The sequence below is a fragment of the Bradyrhizobium sp. AS23.2 genome (assembly GCF_001908185.1).
In the GTDB taxonomy this organism is placed as follows: Bacteria; Pseudomonadota; Alphaproteobacteria; order Rhizobiales; family Xanthobacteraceae; genus Bradyrhizobium.
The window spans coordinates 40,444-56,604 of sequence record NZ_LGHM01000053.1 but is presented as its reverse complement, the minus strand read 5'-3'; the positions used below and the strand labels follow the sequence as shown (position 1 = coordinate 56,604).

General features: G+C 63.2%; 16 protein-coding genes. 10 read left to right on the top strand and 6 right to left on the bottom strand.

What is annotated here, in order from left to right:
* Positions 1-358 precede the first annotated feature (358 nt).
* The 8 genes from AC630_RS13010 (at position 359) to rnd (ending at position 9,504) form a co-directional block, all read left to right on the top strand.
* Positions 359-1,207: a phosphodiesterase gene (locus AC630_RS13010; RefSeq protein ID WP_074118923.1), complete on the top strand. Its 849-nt coding sequence runs from the start codon at positions 359-361 to the stop codon at positions 1,205-1,207.
* Between the two features lies 1 nt (position 1,208).
* Positions 1,209-2,159, top strand: a complete 951-nt coding sequence (locus tag AC630_RS13005; RefSeq protein ID WP_083636236.1) for a carbohydrate ABC transporter permease — start codon at positions 1,209-1,211, stop codon at positions 2,157-2,159.
* Positions 2,156-3,025 carry a carbohydrate ABC transporter permease gene (locus AC630_RS13000; RefSeq protein ID WP_074118922.1) on the top strand — a complete coding sequence of 290 codons (870 nt, stop codon included), beginning with the start codon at positions 2,156-2,158 and terminating at the stop codon, positions 3,023-3,025. The genes AC630_RS13005 and AC630_RS13000 overlap by 4 nt, the downstream gene beginning before the upstream one ends.
* Before the next feature lie 11 nt (positions 3,026-3,036).
* On the top strand, positions 3,037-4,368 hold the full coding sequence (locus AC630_RS12995) for an ABC transporter substrate-binding protein (RefSeq protein ID WP_074118921.1): 1,332 nt from the start codon (positions 3,037-3,039) through the stop codon (positions 4,366-4,368).
* Positions 4,369-4,686: 318 nt separating this feature from the next.
* Positions 4,687-5,700 carry a helix-turn-helix domain-containing protein gene (locus AC630_RS12990; RefSeq protein WP_167561192.1) on the top strand — a complete coding sequence of 338 codons (1,014 nt, stop codon included), beginning with the start codon at positions 4,687-4,689 and terminating at the stop codon, positions 5,698-5,700.
* 271 nt (positions 5,701-5,971) lie between these two features.
* Positions 5,972-7,348, top strand: a complete 1,377-nt coding sequence (locus AC630_RS12985) for a hypothetical protein (protein ID WP_083636235.1) — start codon at positions 5,972-5,974, stop codon at positions 7,346-7,348.
* A gap of 133 nt (positions 7,349-7,481) precedes the next feature.
* Positions 7,482-8,000: a hypothetical protein gene (locus AC630_RS12980; protein WP_245330365.1), complete on the top strand. Its 519-nt coding sequence runs from the start codon at positions 7,482-7,484 to the stop codon at positions 7,998-8,000.
* A gap of 355 nt (positions 8,001-8,355) precedes the next feature.
* On the top strand, positions 8,356-9,504 hold the full coding sequence (gene rnd, locus AC630_RS12975) for a ribonuclease D (RefSeq protein WP_074118918.1): 1,149 nt from the start codon (positions 8,356-8,358) through the stop codon (positions 9,502-9,504).
* Between the two features lie 169 nt (positions 9,505-9,673).
* Here rnd and AC630_RS12970 read toward each other — a convergent pair whose 3' ends face one another.
* The 5 genes from AC630_RS12970 to AC630_RS12955 all read right to left on the bottom strand — a co-directional run bounded on the left by AC630_RS12970 (position 9,674) and on the right by AC630_RS12955 (position 13,231).
* Positions 9,674-11,056 (bottom strand): aspartate aminotransferase family protein, encoded by a 1,383-nt coding sequence (locus AC630_RS12970; protein ID WP_074118917.1) that lies wholly within the window; start codon positions 11,054-11,056, stop codon positions 9,674-9,676.
* A 156-nt stretch (positions 11,057-11,212) separates the two neighbouring features.
* Positions 11,213-11,383 (bottom strand): hypothetical protein, encoded by a 171-nt coding sequence (locus AC630_RS45390; RefSeq protein WP_167561190.1) that lies wholly within the window; start codon positions 11,381-11,383, stop codon positions 11,213-11,215.
* Positions 11,384-11,417: 34 nt separating this feature from the next.
* Positions 11,418-11,981, bottom strand: a complete 564-nt coding sequence (locus AC630_RS12965) for an isochorismatase family protein (RefSeq protein WP_074118916.1) — start codon at positions 11,979-11,981, stop codon at positions 11,418-11,420.
* A gap of 25 nt (positions 11,982-12,006) precedes the next feature.
* A complete protein-coding gene (locus AC630_RS12960) occupies positions 12,007-12,627 on the bottom strand; it encodes a GNAT family N-acetyltransferase (RefSeq protein ID WP_074118915.1) in 621 nt (206 codons plus the stop codon).
* Positions 12,614-13,231: a hypothetical protein gene (locus AC630_RS12955; protein ID WP_074118914.1), complete on the bottom strand. Its 618-nt coding sequence runs from the start codon at positions 13,229-13,231 to the stop codon at positions 12,614-12,616. The genes AC630_RS12960 and AC630_RS12955 overlap by 14 nt, the downstream gene beginning before the upstream one ends.
* A gap of 71 nt (positions 13,232-13,302) precedes the next feature.
* Here AC630_RS12955 and AC630_RS12950 point away from each other — a divergent pair, with 71 nt between their 5' ends.
* Positions 13,303-14,343 (top strand): LysR family transcriptional regulator, encoded by a 1,041-nt coding sequence (locus AC630_RS12950; protein ID WP_074118913.1) that lies wholly within the window; start codon positions 13,303-13,305, stop codon positions 14,341-14,343.
* Between the two features lie 70 nt (positions 14,344-14,413).
* Here the strand turns inward: AC630_RS12950 and AC630_RS12945 are convergent, their stop codons facing one another.
* Positions 14,414-15,568, bottom strand: a complete 1,155-nt coding sequence (locus AC630_RS12945; protein ID WP_074118912.1) for an autotransporter outer membrane beta-barrel domain-containing protein — start codon at positions 15,566-15,568, stop codon at positions 14,414-14,416.
* Positions 15,569-15,949: 381 nt separating this feature from the next.
* On the opposite strand from AC630_RS12945, the gene AC630_RS12940 reads away from it, so the two are divergent.
* Positions 15,950-16,156, top strand: a complete 207-nt coding sequence (locus AC630_RS12940) for a cold-shock protein (RefSeq protein WP_008551638.1) — start codon at positions 15,950-15,952, stop codon at positions 16,154-16,156.
* Positions 16,157-16,161: the final 5 nt, after the last annotated feature.

Genomic DNA, 16,161 nt, shown 5'->3' with positions numbered 1-16,161 from the left:
AACCGGATTGTCGCCAGCCACATAATCTTCCACGCGCGCTGGCAGAAAGCTCGGCTGAGCCCGGCTCATGCCGGTCTTGAAGGTGCGATTCGTCACGCCGAATCGTCAGATAAGAATCTTGCCCAACCTCTTCGCTCTACCCATCCTACAGACCTGCGGGACTTCGAGAGCACAACTTAGAGCTGGCCCACAGTGATGGATGACACCTTCGGCTAGTCTATCCTGTGCTTGAGAGCTTTGTGGACACGTCCCGCCCTCGGGAACCGCTGTCATCAAACTGAAACACTCGCGCTCTAACGGCCTGTCAGGGCCGTCTTGCCGGAGGCGCCCATCGTCCAACAACCCAGACAAGCGCTCCATGCCCTTCAAGTTCATCCATATCACCGACACGCATCTCGCGAACCCGGGGCTGAAGCTCTATGGCCTCGACCCGCGCGCCCGGCTGGACGCCGCCATCGCCGACATTAACAAGCATCAGTCCGATGCCGCCTTCGCGGTTGTGACCGGCGATCTCACCCATTGGGGCGAGCCTGAATCCTACGCCAATTTCGCCGAGGCGATGGCTGCGCTGAAAATGCCGTACATCGCCATGGTCGGCAATCACGACCGCCGCATCGCCTGCCTCGACGGCCTGAAGGCGGCGCCCCGCGATCCCAACGGCTTCGTGCAGGGCACGCGGGCCACCGAGCACGGCCTGTTCGTCTTACTCGACACGCTGGACGAAACCAGCCACGCCGGCGAGATGTGTGCCCAGCGCCTCGACTGGCTTGCGAATACGCTCGCCGCCGCGCCGGCGGACATGCCGTTCGTCGTTTTCATGCATCATCCGCCCTTCCCGGTCGGCGTTCACGCGATGGACGAGATCGCGCTGAAGCAGAGCGCGGAATTCGCGGAAGTGATCGCGCCCTACCGGTCGCGCATCCGCCATCTCTTCTTCGGCCACGTGCACCGCCCGATCTTCGGCAGCTACGGCAAGATCCCCTTCTCCACCCTGCGCGGCACCAACCACCAGGTCTGGTTCGAGCTCGACGCGAGCGCTCCGCATCTCGCCAGCCACGAGCCGCCGGCCTATGGCGTGGTGCTGATCGACGGAGAGAACCTGGTCGTGCACAGCCACGATTTCCTCGACACCAGTCTGCGCTTCCCCTTCGCCGCACCGGCGGGAATGGACGACCGCGACTATGCGCTCAACCTCCCGGCGCGTTGAGATGAGCCTCGCTGAACTCGCGGCTCTCCCGGTCGCGACGTCAGCGCCGCCGCGACTGCACGTGCTGAGGCGGTTCTCTCACCGCTTCAAAGCGTCGCTGCCGGCCTATCTGCTGCTGCTGCCCTCGCTGGTCTTCCTGGCGCTGTTCACCTACGGCGCGATGGGACGCGTGTTCGTCGATGCGCTCTACCAGCGCGCCACGCCGAAGGCGCCGCTCCGCTTCGTCGGTCTCGACAATATCAGCGCGGTGCTCGCCGACCCTTATTTCACCGGCGCTGTCGTCAACAATCTCGTCTATGCCTTGGGCACGGCGATCCCGAGCATCGCGCTGGCGCTGCTGTTCGCGCTGGCGCTGGCGCGCACCAACGCCGTGAGCAGCGTGCTGCGCGCCGCGCTGTTCCTGCCGGTGCTGATCCCGATGGTCGCTGCGTCCGCGCTGTTCCTGTTCATCTTCCTGCCCAATGTCGGACTGCTCGACTACTATATCGGCCGCCTGCTTCCGGTGCTGCCGAACTGGCTCGGCGACCCCGATATCGCGCTCTATGCGATCATGGTGATCACCATCTGGAAGAACGCCGGCTACTACATGCTTTTCTTCCTCGCCGGCCTCCAGGCCGTGCCGGAGGACGTCATGGAGGCGGCGCATCTCGACGGTGCGGGGCCGTTCCAGCGGCTGCTCTACATCATCCTGCCGGAGCTTAAGCCCACCTTCCTGTTCGTCATCGTGATCGCCACGCTCAACGCAGTCACCCAGGTCGACCACGTCTTCGTCATGACCAAGGGCGGCCCCTCGAACGCCACCAATCTGGTGCTGTTCTACATCTACCAGCAGGCGGTGGAGCATTACGACATCGGCAAGGCCTCGGCGGCCACGCTGCTGACGCTCGGCGCGCTGATGGGCCTCACCGCGCTCTCGTTCCGAACAATGGCGAGCCGCGAGGGCGGACCATGACGCTGGTCGACCGCCTTTTTAGGGACACCCCGCTCGCCACCCGTCGCGAGATCACGCCAAAACTCGGCTTCGCGCTGACCGTGCTGCTCGCCATCGTCTGGCTCATTCCCTTCCTGTGGATGGGCGTGGCGACGCTGCGCCCCGCCTCGGACGGCATCAACGCCATGGCCGAGTTGATGCCGAGCCTGAAACCGACGCTCGACAACATCAGGGACGCCTGGGAGATCGGCGATTTTCCGCGCTACTTTCTCAACACCACGATCATCTGCACCGGCATCCTGCTGGTGCAATTCGTCACGATCACGCTGGCGGGCTTTGCCTTCGCGCGGCTCACCTTCGCCGGCAAGACGCTGATCTTCTATCTGTTCCTGATGCAGCTGATGCTGGTGCCGGTGCTGCTGATCGTACCGAATTTGAAGCTCGTCGCGCAGCTCGGCCTCTACGACACGCTCGCCGGGGTGATGATGCCGTTCTTTGCTTCCGCGTTCGGCACGTTCCTGATGCGCCAGGCGTTCGAGGCCATTCCGACCGAACTCGAGGACGCAGCGCTGATCGACGGCGCCGGACTGTTCCAGCGCATCCGCCACATCTACGTGCCGCTGTCGCTGCCGAGCTTTTCCGCCTTCGCCATCATCTCCGTGACCAGCCACTGGAACGACTTTCTGTGGCCGCTGATGGTGATCAATTCACCGGACAAGCGGCCGCTCACGGTTGGCCTGTCCGTCTTCACCGCGACCGCGGAAGGCACGCAGGCCTGGGGCACGATCGCCGCCGGCACACTGATGGTGATCGCACCGCTGCTCGTCACCTTCCTGATCTTCCAGAAGCGCTTCATCAGTTCTTTCGTCACCTCAGGCATCAAATAGGAGAATTTCCGATGCTGTTTTCCCGCAGGCTCATGCTTGGCCTTGCCATGGCAGGCACTTTGGCAGGCGCCCTGGCCTTCCCGGCGCTGGCCGCAGGCCCGACCGAGATCGACTTGTTCTTCCCCGTGCCCGTCGACGGCAAGCTCGCGCGCGACATGGGCACCTTGATCAAGGAGTTCAACGAAGGTCATCCGAACATCAAGGCGACCGCCGTCTACACCGGCTCCTATGACGATACGCTGATCAAGACGCGCGCGGCCATGAAGGCGGGCAAGCCGCCGGCCGCCGTGATCATGTCGGCAAACTTCCTGCTCGACATGCAGATCGAGAACGAGCTCACCAATCTGGATTCCCTGATTGCCGCCGACGGCACCACCAAGGAGCAGTTCCTCGGTCAGTTCTTTCCGGCGCTCCAGGGCAACGCGGTGATCAACCGCTCCGTCTACGGCGTGCCCTTCCACAACTCGACGCCGCTGCTCTACATCAACGCCGACCAGGCCAAAGAAGCCGGCCTCGATCCGAACAAGCCGCCGCAGACCTGGGCCGAGCTCACCGACTGGGCCAAGAAGCTCACCAAGCGCGAGGGCGACAAGGTGACCCGCTGGGGCATCGCGATCCCCTGTGCCTACGACTATTGCGGCTGGATGATGGAAACGCTCACCATGACCAATGGCGGGCGCTACTACAACGAGGAGTTCGGCGGCGAGGTGTATTACGACACGCCCTCGATGCTCGGCGCACTCACCTGGTGGAACGATCTCATCGCCAAGCACAAGGTGCATGCGCCGGGCGCAACGCCCGGCCCGGCCGTCAGCACCTCCTTCATCTCCGGCAATGCCGCGATGATGATGCTGTCCACGGGCTCGTTGACCTACGTGCGCGACAACGCCAAGTTCAACTACAAGGTCGCGTTCATCCCGCGCAACGTCCGCAACGCCGTGCCGATCGGCGGCGCCTCGCTGATCATTCCGGCCGGCCTCGAAGCCGACAAGCAGAAGGCTGCCTGGACGCTGATCAAGTGGATGACCTCGCCCGAGAAGAGTGCCTGGTGGAGCCGCGCCACCGGCTACTTTGCGCCCAACATGGCCGCCTACAAGACGCCTGACATGGTCGACTTCCTGAACAAGAACCCGGACGCCAAGACCGCCGTCGAACAGCTCGACGTCGCCAAGCCCTGGTTTGCGACCTACAAGACCGTGCCGGTGCGCAAGACGCTGGAAGACGAGGTGATGCTGGTCCTCAACGGCAAGAAGCAGCCGAAGGAAGCGCTCGTCGCCGCCCAGAAGGCCGCCGACGAGACGCTCAAGCCGTACAACGCCGAGACATCGCTGAAGCTGCCGTAGACCCGGCGAGCATAGCATAGATCGAGCATAGCATAGATACGTCGGCGCCCTGGACCCTGGGGCGCCGAACTGATTCAAGGCCTGGCAACAGCCGATGTCGAGCCTGAGCACCTGCGCACGGTCCAGTGAGTCTGACCGCGCGTTTCCCAAAATTTCCAATTTCTCTTCCTGCAAATTCCTTTCCTGCTGGCACCCGCCCGTCTTGGCCCATATCGTGCTAGCGGCAGGTTGTCGCACGCGAACCTGATCTCGTTGAAAGGGCACCAACTGCCCGCGGCAGCAGGTTGGACGATACGTCTAGGCATGACAGAGCACCCAGTGAACGGTATCCCCCATTCGATCCTCGATACGCGCGGTCTCCCGGGAAAGCAGGCATTCGCCCTCTGGCAGGAGCACATAAGCCGCTACTATGACCTACGGACGCAAAAGGAGCATCCCCATGCTTTCAACGTCCGTGCAGACTTCTGGCATCTCGGCAATGTTCTATTCGCCGACTTTCGAGTGCCTCCCCAGGACTGGAGTCGCTCCCGCGCATGCATCGGGCGCGACGGACTGGACCTGTTCATGATTCAGGTCCTGACAACAGGTTGGAACGGCCCGCGCGACAGTGGGGGGACGGCTCGCCCCGGCGACATCCTGGTTTGCGACATGGCGCAGCCGACAAACAGGCGCGGCGGCGACAACCACGCGCTCACCCTGTTCCTGCCGCGCAATCTACTCGGCCCTCGTCTTAAGGCGCCCGACGAACACCCGCTGCGTCTGTTGCCGGCGCACGACCCGCTCGCCGCCTTGCTCCGCGATCATCTCCTGGGCTTTCACGCGCGCTTGTCCGGGATGCTGCTGGGCCAGGCTCAAGCCGTCATACCTGCCACCGTGCAACTGATAGCCGCGGCGATCAACGGAGCGGTCGGAGAGGAGCAGGCTGGCGGCATACGCTTGGCCATGACCGACCGGATCTGCTCCTACATCAACGCACACATCCTTGATCCCAACCTCACTCCGGAAAGCATTGCCGGCAGGTTCGGAATGACACGGCGCAACCTCAGCTACCTCTTCGAATCTTATGGTGGTGTTGCCGCCTACGTACGACGAAAGCGGCTCTCCTCCATACGAGTTGCGTTGAGTGATCCCGCACGCAAAGGGCAGTCGATCGAGGCGATCGCCGAAGCCCATGGCTTCAAGCACTATCGCAGTTTTGCTCTCGCCTTTCACAAGCATATCGGCCTCACACCACGCGAGGTGCGCGCGCGCAGTCTCGAGGGCAAAGCCTTGTCATCCATGTCGTGCGATGACCTCGCGGAGTGGGCACAATGGCTCGAGTTCATGAAGTGATTTACCGACCACCGTTGCGGCGGCGCGAACGATGACGCTTCCGGCTCCACGCCCGGAAGCAAGCATGCTTCCGATGTCCTGCGCAGGAGAGAGACGCTGTCGGCAAGGGTAGGCTGCGCAGCAACTACGCGTGATTGATTTGCTGGTCTTCCCGCTGAGGAGACAAGCTCTCCCTTCCTAAAAATTCCCGTTTCACTTCCCGCCATTTCCTATTCCAGGACAGTTCATTCCTTGATCTGTCCTTTCCACGCACGTTCCGCCAAAGAGAGGCATGGGCAGAATGCGCCCGAACGAGCGCGCGACGGCCTTCGCAACAATGCGAGCCTTGCCCGAGGAGAGAATGATGAGTCTTCTGAAGCTTGAACGCTGCAAGCGTCGATTGGCACAAGAAGCGACAACGTCAGAACGCAGACGGGCCCGGCAAGCCGCCCCCGCGGGTGTCGCAGGTTCTGGTCCACTGCAACGGAATCGCAGGTACCTAGCCCGGGTCGGGGTCGCTCTCAGCGGGCTTTTCCTGCTCCTCACGCCCGGCTCAGCTTTCGCGCAGTTCGTTTGCGTCGACGCATCACTCTCGGCTGGCGGATCAACTGCGACTGGGGCCAATTCTGTGGCCTGTGGGATTTCACAGACTGCTGCCGGCCAACGTAGCGTGGCTGTCGGCTTCTTCAATCAGGCGACCGGGGATGACAGTGCAGCCTTTGGCAGCAGCGCCAAGGCGAGTGGAACCGCGAGCACGGCTCTCGGGCTTTCGGCACTGGCAAACGGCGACTTCGCGGTGGCGGTGGGAGATTCGGCTAGTGCAATCGGGGTCTCCTCGACCGCGATCGGCGACCAATCGGCCGCCCTGGGGGTCGGCGCCGTCGGCGTAGGCGCCCGTGCCGCGGCGGACGCGGATCATTCAGTCGCGATCGGCGAAGACGCTTGGGCGAAGGCAGCCGGGGGGAACTCGGTCGCTATCGGCAACGCGGCTACTGCGGCTGCCGTCGGCGCAACGGCCGTGGGTCAAAAAAGCCATGCGTTCGGCGTGAACTCCAGTGCATTCGGCATCGGCAGCGTCGCCAGCGGCGACAACGCGACCGCAGTCGGCACGAGTGCGAGCGCGACCGCCGTCGGCGCGACCGCACTCGGCGCAGGTGCGAGCGCGACCTTCGCCAACTCCACCGCGATCGGCAACGGCGCCTCGACCAGCGCCCCTAACCAGGTCGCGATTGGCACCGCCTCGAACACCTACCGCCTGTCCGGCATCACCTCTGCTGCCAGCCTCGCGGCGCAATCCGGGACGACCTACCTCGTCACGTCAGATGCGAGCGGCAATCTGGCCACCACCGGCTTCAGCACGGCAGGTCTGACATCGCTGCAGTCGCAAGTCACCTCCCTGCAATCCCAGGTCCTCGACAACAGGACCGAGGCGCGGACCGGCACGGCCATCGCATTGGCGGTAGGCTCCATGCCGGCGCTCCAACCCGGCCGAAAATTCGCGCTTTCCGGTGGCTACGGTAATTTCCAGGGCAGCAACGCGTTCGGCCTCGGTGCAACCGCGCTCGTTTACGACAGCAAGAGCTACGCCGTCGTCGTGAATGCGGGCGCCGGCATCGGCCTGGAGCGCAACGTCGCCGGCGGCCGCGGCGCGGTCTCGGTTCAGTGGTGACACGTCCTTGGTCGAGCGCGCGGTGCGTTGGCAACGAGACGGGTCGTTGATTGTTTCGGGGCCGCGGAGCGGCGGTTCATTCCGCCTCCGCAAACTGCTTGTTGCCTCAATCGCGCTCCTCGCATCCTGCGATGTGATCGCGGAAGCGCAGCAGCGGCCCAGCCACGAGGTCGCGCAAGCGCCAAAGCCGGCCAACATCGACCGCAACGGCGTGCTGACGCTGGTGCGCGGAACGCTGCTTGCGCTGGACCACGCCAACAAGACCGGTAACTACACCGTCCTGCGTGACCTCGGCGCGCCCGCATTCTATGTCGGCAACAGCGCCGCACGGCTGTCTGAGATCTTCGCCAAACTACGCAACGACAAGCTCGACCTCTCGGGCGTTGCGGTCATCGATCCGCAGCTCTCGCTGCTGCCGCAGATCGAGACGAACGGAATGATGCGTATGGCAGGATTTTTCCCGTCGGTGCCGTCGCAGGTCAACTTCGAGCTGATGTACGTGCCGGTCGACAGTCAGTGGCGCCTCTTTGGAATATCGGTCGCGGTCGGCCAGTCCGGCCCTGTGCCGCCTCCGTCAGAGCCTCCGAATTCACCCGCAAAGCGGTCGGCGACCGAGAAGAAGCTGCCCTCCCCACAGCCATCTCCGAAATAGCGGCATTGCCCTGCCTCCCGTTAACCCCCCGTCCACCATCCGGCCCACTGCGCCGGCGGTAACCACGAGAATTAACAGACCGTCAACGCGCCCCCGACAATTCTAACGGTCTTGCGAGGGATTTTGCCGTGGATCTGTTGGTTTTCGAGTTCCTGGGACTGGCGCTGGTCGCCATGTGCGTGGTCGTGGTGGCGCTGCCCTGCGCGCGAAAACCCTCGCAGCGGATCCGTTACGAATAGGATTTTGCGCCTGTTCAAGCCATTCCGGCCCAAATGCAAGGCTCGAATTCGCTCCAAGCCCCTTGACATCACAGCGCTTTCGGCAGAACGGCTGATGGTCTCGTCATGGGCCGTTCATGGATTTGATTACCACCACCGCTGACCTCGCGGCTGCCTGCAGCCGGCTGGCCAAGCACCCCGTTATTACCGTCGATACCGAATTCCTGCGCGAAACCACCTATTACCCGCTCTTGTGCGTGGTGCAGATGGCCAGCGCTGAGGAAGCCATCATCATCGACGCCCTGGCCGAGGGCATCGACCTCAAGCCGTTCTTCGAGCTGATGGGCAACGAGAGCGTACTGAAGGTGTTCCATGCCGCCCGGCAGGACATCGAGATCATCTGGCACCAGGCCAGCATCATTCCGCACCCGGTGTTCGACACCCAGGTCGCGGCCATGGTGCTCGGCTATGGCGACAGCATCGCCTACGATCAGCTGGTCGAGAAGGTCACCGGGCATCGGCCCGACAAAACCCACCGCTTCACCGACTGGTCGCGCCGGCCCCTGACCAAGGAGCAGATGCACTATGCGGTGTCCGACGTCACGCATCTGCGCGACGTGTTCGCGGCGCTCGATGCCGACCTGAAGAAGCGCCGCCGCAGCGAATGGGTCTCCATCGAGATGGAGATCCTGACGTCTCCCAAGACCTACGACTTCCACCCCGAGCGCGCCTGGGAACGGCTCAAGACGCGGGTGCGCAAGCCGAAGGACCTCGCCGTGCTGATGGAGGTTGCGGCCTGGCGCGAGCAGGAGGCGCAGAGCCGCGACGTGCCGCGTGGCCGTGTGCTGCGCGACGAAGCCGTCAGCGACATCGCGACCCATGCGCCGAATACGCTGGAAAAGCTCGCCCATCTGCGCTCGGTGCCGAAGGGTCTTGAGAAATCCAAATGGGGCGCGGACATCGTTGCCGCCGTCGAGCGCGGGCTGGCGCGGGATTTCTCCACGCTGCCAAAGCTGGAGAAGCCGCGGAACAATTCCAACGGCGCGGCCATCGTCGAGCTATTGAAGGTGCTGCTGCGGATGACCGCGGAGCGCCATGCGGTCGCCAGCAAGGTGATCGCGACCGTCGACGATCTCGAGGAGATCGCGGCCGACGACGAGGCCGACGTGCCCGCCTTGCACGGCTGGCGCCGCGAACTGTTCGGCGATGCCGCGCTGAAGCTCAAACGCGGCGAGCTGGCGCTGGCGATCGAGAAAGGTCGCGTGATCGGGGTCCAGCGGGCGTAGGCGATTAAACCGTCATTCCTGACGTGCTCGCCATGCGCAGCATGACGAGCCTCGAAGGATGAGCGGCCCCCGCTGCGAGCCAGTCGGGCCGTCGCCCTTTGAGGCTCGCCGAAGAGGCGAGCATCTCAGGGTGACGGTGTTAGATTGAATGCCAAGACGAGGCGAGAGCCTAGGCCGGCGTCAGATTCGCCACGTCCGCCTTCATGTCGTCGAGCACGCCGGCGATGGCCGTGACCAGCTCATCGATCTGGCCCTTGTTGACGATCAACGGCGGGCAGATCGCGATTGCATCTAACATGTTGCGCGAGATCACGCCGCGTTCCTGGAGCTTGCGGCTTGCGATGCCGCCGACCGCGCCGGGCGTTGCAGCGGCCGTCTTGCGCTGCTTGTCGAGCACGAGCTCGAGGGCTGCGATCATGCCGACGCCGCGGACCTCTCCGACCAGCGGATGGCTGGTGAGCTCGCGCAGCTTGCCCTGCATGTACGCGCCGAGCTCGGCGGCATGCGCGACCAGGCCGCGCTCCTCGATGATCATGAGGTTCTCCAGCGCAATGGCCGAGCCCACGGGATGGCCGCCCGCGGTGAAACCGTGGCCGAGCACGCCGATCTTGTTGCTCTCGTCTGCGATCGGCTCGAACATGCGCTCGTTCAGCATGATCGCCGACAGCGGGAAATAGCTCGAGGTGATCTGCTTGGAGACCACCATCGCGTCCGGCTTGATGCCATAGGTCTCGCAGCCGAACATCTTGCCGGTGCGGCCGAAGCCACAGATCACTTCGTCGGCGACGAGCAGGATGTCGTACTTCTTCAAAACCTGCTGGATCTTGTCCCAATAGGTCGCCGGCGGCACGATGACCCCGCCCGCCCCCATCACCGGCTCGCCGAAGAAGGCCGCGATCGTGTCAGGTCCTTCCTTCTGGATCAACGCGTCGAGCTCCTCGGCCCGCCGCGTCGCGAAGGCTTCCTCGCTCTCGCCGGGCGCGCCGTCCTTGTAGAAATGCGGCGAGCCCGCGTGCAGGATGTTCGGCAGTGGCAGGTCGAACGAGCGGTGATTGTTCGGCAAGCCCGTCAGACTTGCCGATGCAATGGTGACGCCGTGATAGGCGCGCAGACGGCTGATCACCTTCTTGCGCTGCGGCTGGCCAAGCGCGTTGGAGCGATAGGCGATCAGCTTCAGGACAGTATCGTTCGCCTCCGAGCCGGAATTGGTGAAGAACACCTTGCTCATCGGCACTGGGGCGAGCGCGACCAGTTTCTCGGCGAGATCGATCGAGGGACCGTGCGATTTGGCGGAGAACGTGTGATAGAACGGCAGCGCCTGCATCTGCTTGTGCGCCGCCTCGACCAGACGCTTCTCGTTGAAGCCGAGCCCGACGCTCCACAGGCCAGCCATTGCCTCGAAATAGCGCTTACCCGACGCGTCGAAGACGTAAGGGCCCTCGCCGCGCTCGATCACCAGCGGGCCGGCCTGCTGATGCGCGCGGGCGTTGGTATAGGCGTGGAGCTGGTAGGCCACATCGCGGGCCTCCTGCGAATTGGGCAGCATGGACATTTGCGAGATCCCTCAAGTCGTCACGTCGCCGGGGGGCCAGCGTCATCACTCGATTATCGAGTCACTTGGCTATTGCGACAGGACAAAACTTGCAACGCCAATTCGGCGGCGGCAAGCGCTCAGCAGCGTTGCACAAAGCCGCACACGCGGCAGCTCTCAGGCCGCGCCGTCGTCATCCGCATCGCCGGTGGCGGCAGCGGCTTCCCTCACCTCCACAAGCGCCATCGAAAGCAGATAGACCGTTGTCGGCAAGCCGATGCGGCGGGCCGCCTCGGCGGCGCGCGACAGATCGCTTGCCAGCTCCTTGAGCTGTTCTCCCCGTGACAATGTCCCACCCCATTCATCCGCCGATCGCGGCCGCCTAAACAGCGACGGCGCCGCTGGTTCTGATTAGTTCGGCGCCGGACTGGACTGTAGCAAAATTGCCGAGGACATTCACCATCGCATGCTTGTAGGCGACCGCATCGCCCGTGCCCGGCTGCCGGCACGCCACGGCGTCGCCGACCAGCTGGTAGCGATGGCTGCGGTGAAATCCCTCAACGGCGGTGGCCAGGATGGTTTCATCCAGGGAGAAGCCGATCAGCACGCAGCGCACATTGCGGATATTGGACATATAGTCCACAAACCTCGCCGAGCTGTAGGCCGAGGGCAGCGGGTGCTCGAACGTCATCTCGCCGGGCTGCGGCTTCGTCTCGGCGATCCAATCGGTCAGCCTGGATGCCGGATTGAACCAGGCTGCCTGGGCGATGCGCTTCAGGTGCATCACCGGCCAGAGATTGTCGCGCCACAGCATCAGGAGTTCCAGACAGCGCGCGGTGACGGCGTCGCCGTCGAGGATCACGTGGCGACGCCCGGGGGTCAGATATTCGACCTGAAGATCCGCACAGATCAGGATCGGCGGATCAGCGTGGTTGGAAACCAGCATTGTCTTGCGCTTAGCTGCACCAGTTTCAACGGCTGGCGAGTGCGAGGTCCCGCAGCGGCGAGGTCACCGACCGTCCCGCGGACGCATCGAGCACGCCCGGCCGGTCCCAATCGCCCTCGGGACGGATGATCACATAGGGATCGCTGTCCAGCGTGATGGCATCCGGCCCCGGCTCGATCTCCAGCAGCATTTCCGTATAGGAGAAATCCGAGAACGTGATCTTGCGATTGTGGCCCAGCGGCTTGGCGCCGAAATGAGCCCAGAAATCGACCAGCCGGTCCTGCGCCTGGCCGTAGATCTTGCGAAAGCCCTTGCGCTTCACATAGTCGACGCTCGCCTGCACCAGCTTGAACGAGACGCGCGAGCGACGATATTGGTGCCGTACCGCGAGCCGCTCCACCTTGGCGAAATCGCCGAAGAAGCGCACCCGCAGGCAGCCTGCAGGCTCGTTGCCGACGAAGCCGATGAAATGCGCGGCGACCATGTCGTTGCCGTCGAACTCCTCCTCGAACGGACAATCCTGCTCGGCGAGATAGACCGCCGAGCGGATGGCGGTAACAAGCATGAGATCGCTGGGATCGCGCGCGAGGCGGATGGTGATGGCGCGGGAGTCGGGCTTGGCGAGAGGAATCCTAGTACCGTGCATCTGCAAAACTCCTTGCTTGGATGATTGCGCCCGGCATGCGCATCGGCTGCCGGTGCCAGGGGCGCTCGTAACACCAGAGGTCAGGCTGGAAGCTCGGGATGGGCTCGAAGCCGGTCGCCTTCATGATATCTCGTCCGGCCACGGTTGACGGCTGCGCATAGCAATCTGCGTTACGAAATCTTACCTGTCGCAAATGAGCCGCGGCCTTGCCGAGACCGGCGACGCCGCGCCCCGTCGCCGCGATCGCCCAGATATAGATGGCAGCAACGTCCTCCTTCGCGGAAGCGAGATAGTGCGTCTCAGGCGAGGTGAGGCAGATCTCGTCGAGCAGCAGCGCATCGTGCCCGCGGTCGTTGAGAAACAGGAAGGCCATGCCGCCGAGCAGTCTACCCTTCCGGCTGAAAGTCAGGATGCTCTGAGGATCGAAAGTGAAGTATCTCGCGAGTTCCGCCGCCCCGATTTGCACACCCGGCACCAGCCGGTGCGCCATGTCGGAAAGCGCGGCAATTTCGGAAAATTGCGCGCAACGAACTTCGACATCCGGACTCAGCGGCAAGGCATCAAAATGATGTCTTGCGGCAAACGAGCCCCTTTCCATAGCCATATCGCCCCTCTATCGTTCGGGGCTTTAGTGCCCCGCTACGACATTGAACTTAGCGGTTGGGGATCAGGCGTATGCAGCAAGTATTGCACCGGGGTGCTGCGATGATGCAGCACCGTGAAGAGGCCCTGGATGCATCCTGGGATGATTTGAAGCTTTTTTTAGCGTGCGCAAAATATAAAAGTTTCCGCAACGCCGCCGAGGAACTCGGGCTCACCTCCACCACACTGATGCGCCGGATCGACCGGCTCGAAGAGAGCATCGGCTGCAAGCTGTTCCTGCGCGACCAGAGCGGACTCACGCTCAGCGACGAAGGCACTGCGATGATCGCCGACGTCGCACACATGGAGCGTCATGCCTTCAACGTTTTTCGTCGCGCCTCGCGATCGTCGAGCGACACCACAGGCACCGTACGTGTTGCGGTGACTGAAGGCCCCGGCAATTTCTGGATCCTGCCGCGGCTGATCGATTTCCAGAAGACCTATCGCAAGATCACCGTCGATCTGCGCTGCGCGATGGAGCAGGCCGACGTCGCACGGCTTGAATCCGATATCGCGATCCAGCTCGAGCCGCCGACAAATCCCGATCTGATCGTCGCAAAGCTCGGGCGGCTGCACATCTATCCCTTCGTCTCCAAGGAGTACGAGAAGCTCTACGGCCTGCCGTCAACGCTGGCCGAGCTGAAGGACCACCGCATCATCAAGCAGACCGCGCCGCAGGTCGACGACGGCGCCTACGCCCGCATCCTCGGGCTGTCGTCGCTCGAAGGCATCGTCGGGATCAAGACCAATTCTTCGGTCGGCGCGCTCTATGCAGTGGAGCGCGGCGCCGGCATCGGCTTCCTGCCGACGGTGTCGATCGCGCTCGGCGCGCCGCTCGTTGCCGTCGATCTTGGCGTCAGTCACCACGCCGATCTCTGGCTCACCTATCACCGCGAGTTCCGCGCCTCCGAGCGCCACAGGATCGTAGTCGACTGGCTCAAGAAGATCTTCGATCCCAAGAAATATCCCTGCTTCCGCGACGAGTTCATTCATCCGAACGCGCTGGTGCCGATGATGACGACTGCGCGAGAAGGCTTTGGGCTGACGGGATATGTCGCGGCGACGCCGACATAGGCGCGGCCGTTTGCTCGAGCATGATCTTGTCGGAAAACCGCTGCACACTTTTCCGGATCATGCTCGCGCATTACCACCGATATTCGAAGCCCGCCGTGCCCTGGTGCGAGGTGAGTTCGTCGCGGAACTTGGCATCGTAGTTGATGTAGAGCCGCGCGGTGTTGGTCAGACTGAGCGAGGCCGAGGCGCCGGCATCCATGCCGTAACGGCTCTCGCCGATCCCGGGAACGATGATGCTCTGGGTCCCCAGGCTGACCTGCACCACTCCCAGGTTCTGGTAAAAATTGTCGACGAACTTGCCGTAGGCCGACAGGTCCAGAACCTTCTGGTCGAGGATGAAGTAGCGCCCGATCTCGGCACCGATCATGACGCGCGCGCGTGAGAGCGCGGTGAAACCAACGTTGAGCGGATCGAGCCCTCCGGCCTCCTGGAACGCTGCGCTGGTGGCGCGAACATATTCGAGCGCGCCCTTGGGCACGATCCGCATCTGGTCCTGGGTCCAGTAATAGCTGATCTCGGTCAGCGCGCCGTCGACAGCGGCGCGATAGCCCGCGGTCGCAAGGCCAAAGCCAGTGTCCCGGTTGGAATGGACCTTGCCGAAACCGTGCACCACCGCGAAGGCCCAGGTCCACGGTCCCTTGTCGACCGAGCCATTGAAGCCAATCTGCGTCAGATCGAGCGTCGCCGACTGGAGCGCGAGCGGCACGTCGATGTCGGTGTGGCTCTGGTCGATGGAGAAGCCGAGATTGACGCCCGGCGCGACCCGCGCGCCGAAACCGGCAACGCCGCCAAATGTCTTGCGCTTGTCGCCGACGAAATCACCCTGCGCATCGGTCCGGACGGAAATGCCGTAGCCCTCTATCCAGGTGCGGTAGCGCGGATCTTCCGTGCTCTCGGACGCACCGCCGCCGCCGGGATTGGTCCGGAACGCGCGGTTAAACCCGCCCGAGGCCTGATTGCCGAGCCGTTCCAAGAACCACGAGCCGAGATTGAGCGTGCTATTGCCGGCCGACTGGTCGTAATTGATCGAGGTGGGCACCGGCACCGGCGTTGGCGACGGAGTCGGCGTCGGGGTCGGAGTGGGCGTCGGACTTTGTGCGAAGCCGGGCGTCACCGACATCGTCACGACGAGCGCAAACGCCATCGCAATCGCAGCCGCGATCCGGCGGACGCGGTCCAGCCGGATCGTCTGCCGTGTCCCGGAGAGCTGCGAGATGCAGCACATGACAACTAATCCCGAAGCAAAATGGCGGCTCGCAAAAATGCAACACAACCTGCGAAGCGTGCGGCGATTTGTGCTGAACTGCTACGGAGCGTCAATCGGTTGAAGCGCTCGGGCAAGGGCTATTGCCCTCGATTGTGGTTCCGCTGCCACAGGTCGCAAATAGGAGGCGGTTAGACCCGACCCGGCCTTGAAATCCGCACGCGGCTTGCTAATGTGCGATTTTCATGTTGCAATATTGCACACAATCGGAATTGGCCGCTCGGCTGTGCGTTTCGCGACGTTGAGACTCAAGACTCGAACAGACTTCCGGAAGCCCGTTTGTGGCGTGGCACGCAAAAAAGGCGGCCGCGTCTTTTTCGTATCTAGTGGAGGAGACTAGCGATGCCGCAAAAGGGCACCGTCAAATGGTTCAACCCGACCAAGGGCTATGGGTTCATCAAGCCGAACGGCGGCGACAAGGACGTGTTCGTCCACATCTCGGCCGTCGAGCGTGCTGGACTCTCCACCCTGAACGAGAACCAGGTGGTTGAATACGACCTCGTGGAGAACCGCGGCAAGTCGTCCGCAGAGAACCTCAAGGTCTCCTGATTTCC

Excerpts from the sequence above, each read along its gene's own strand:
- AC630_RS13010 (WP_074118923.1), top strand. The coding sequence starts at position 359 with ATGCCCTTCAAGTTCATCCATATCACCGACACGCATCTCGCGAACCCG.
- AC630_RS12985 (WP_083636235.1), top strand. The coding sequence starts at position 5,972 with ATGGGCAGAATGCGCCCGAACGAGCGCGCGACGGCCTTCGCAACAATG.
- AC630_RS12965 (WP_074118916.1), bottom strand. The coding sequence starts at position 11,981 with ATGCTGGTTTCCAACCACGCTGATCCGCCGATCCTGATCTGTGCGGAT.
- AC630_RS12960 (WP_074118915.1), bottom strand. The coding sequence starts at position 12,627 with ATGCACGGTACTAGGATTCCTCTCGCCAAGCCCGACTCCCGCGCCATC.
- AC630_RS12940 (WP_008551638.1), top strand. The coding sequence starts at position 15,950 with ATGCCGCAAAAGGGCACCGTCAAATGGTTCAACCCGACCAAGGGCTAT.
- AC630_RS12955 (WP_074118914.1), bottom strand. The coding sequence starts at position 13,231 with ATGGCTATGGAAAGGGGCTCGTTTGCCGCAAGACATCATTTTGATGCC.
- AC630_RS12995 (WP_074118921.1), top strand. The coding sequence starts at position 3,037 with ATGCTGTTTTCCCGCAGGCTCATGCTTGGCCTTGCCATGGCAGGCACT.
- AC630_RS12970 (WP_074118917.1), bottom strand. The coding sequence starts at position 11,056 with ATGTCCATGCTGCCCAATTCGCAGGAGGCCCGCGATGTGGCCTACCAG.
- AC630_RS13000 (WP_074118922.1), top strand. The coding sequence starts at position 2,156 with ATGACGCTGGTCGACCGCCTTTTTAGGGACACCCCGCTCGCCACCCGT.
- AC630_RS12945 (WP_074118912.1), bottom strand. The coding sequence starts at position 15,568 with ATGTGCTGCATCTCGCAGCTCTCCGGGACACGGCAGACGATCCGGCTG.
- rnd (WP_074118918.1), top strand. The coding sequence starts at position 8,356 with ATGGATTTGATTACCACCACCGCTGACCTCGCGGCTGCCTGCAGCCGG.
- AC630_RS12950 (WP_074118913.1), top strand. The coding sequence starts at position 13,303 with ATGCAGCAAGTATTGCACCGGGGTGCTGCGATGATGCAGCACCGTGAA.
- AC630_RS13005 (WP_083636236.1), top strand. The coding sequence starts at position 1,209 with ATGAGCCTCGCTGAACTCGCGGCTCTCCCGGTCGCGACGTCAGCGCCG.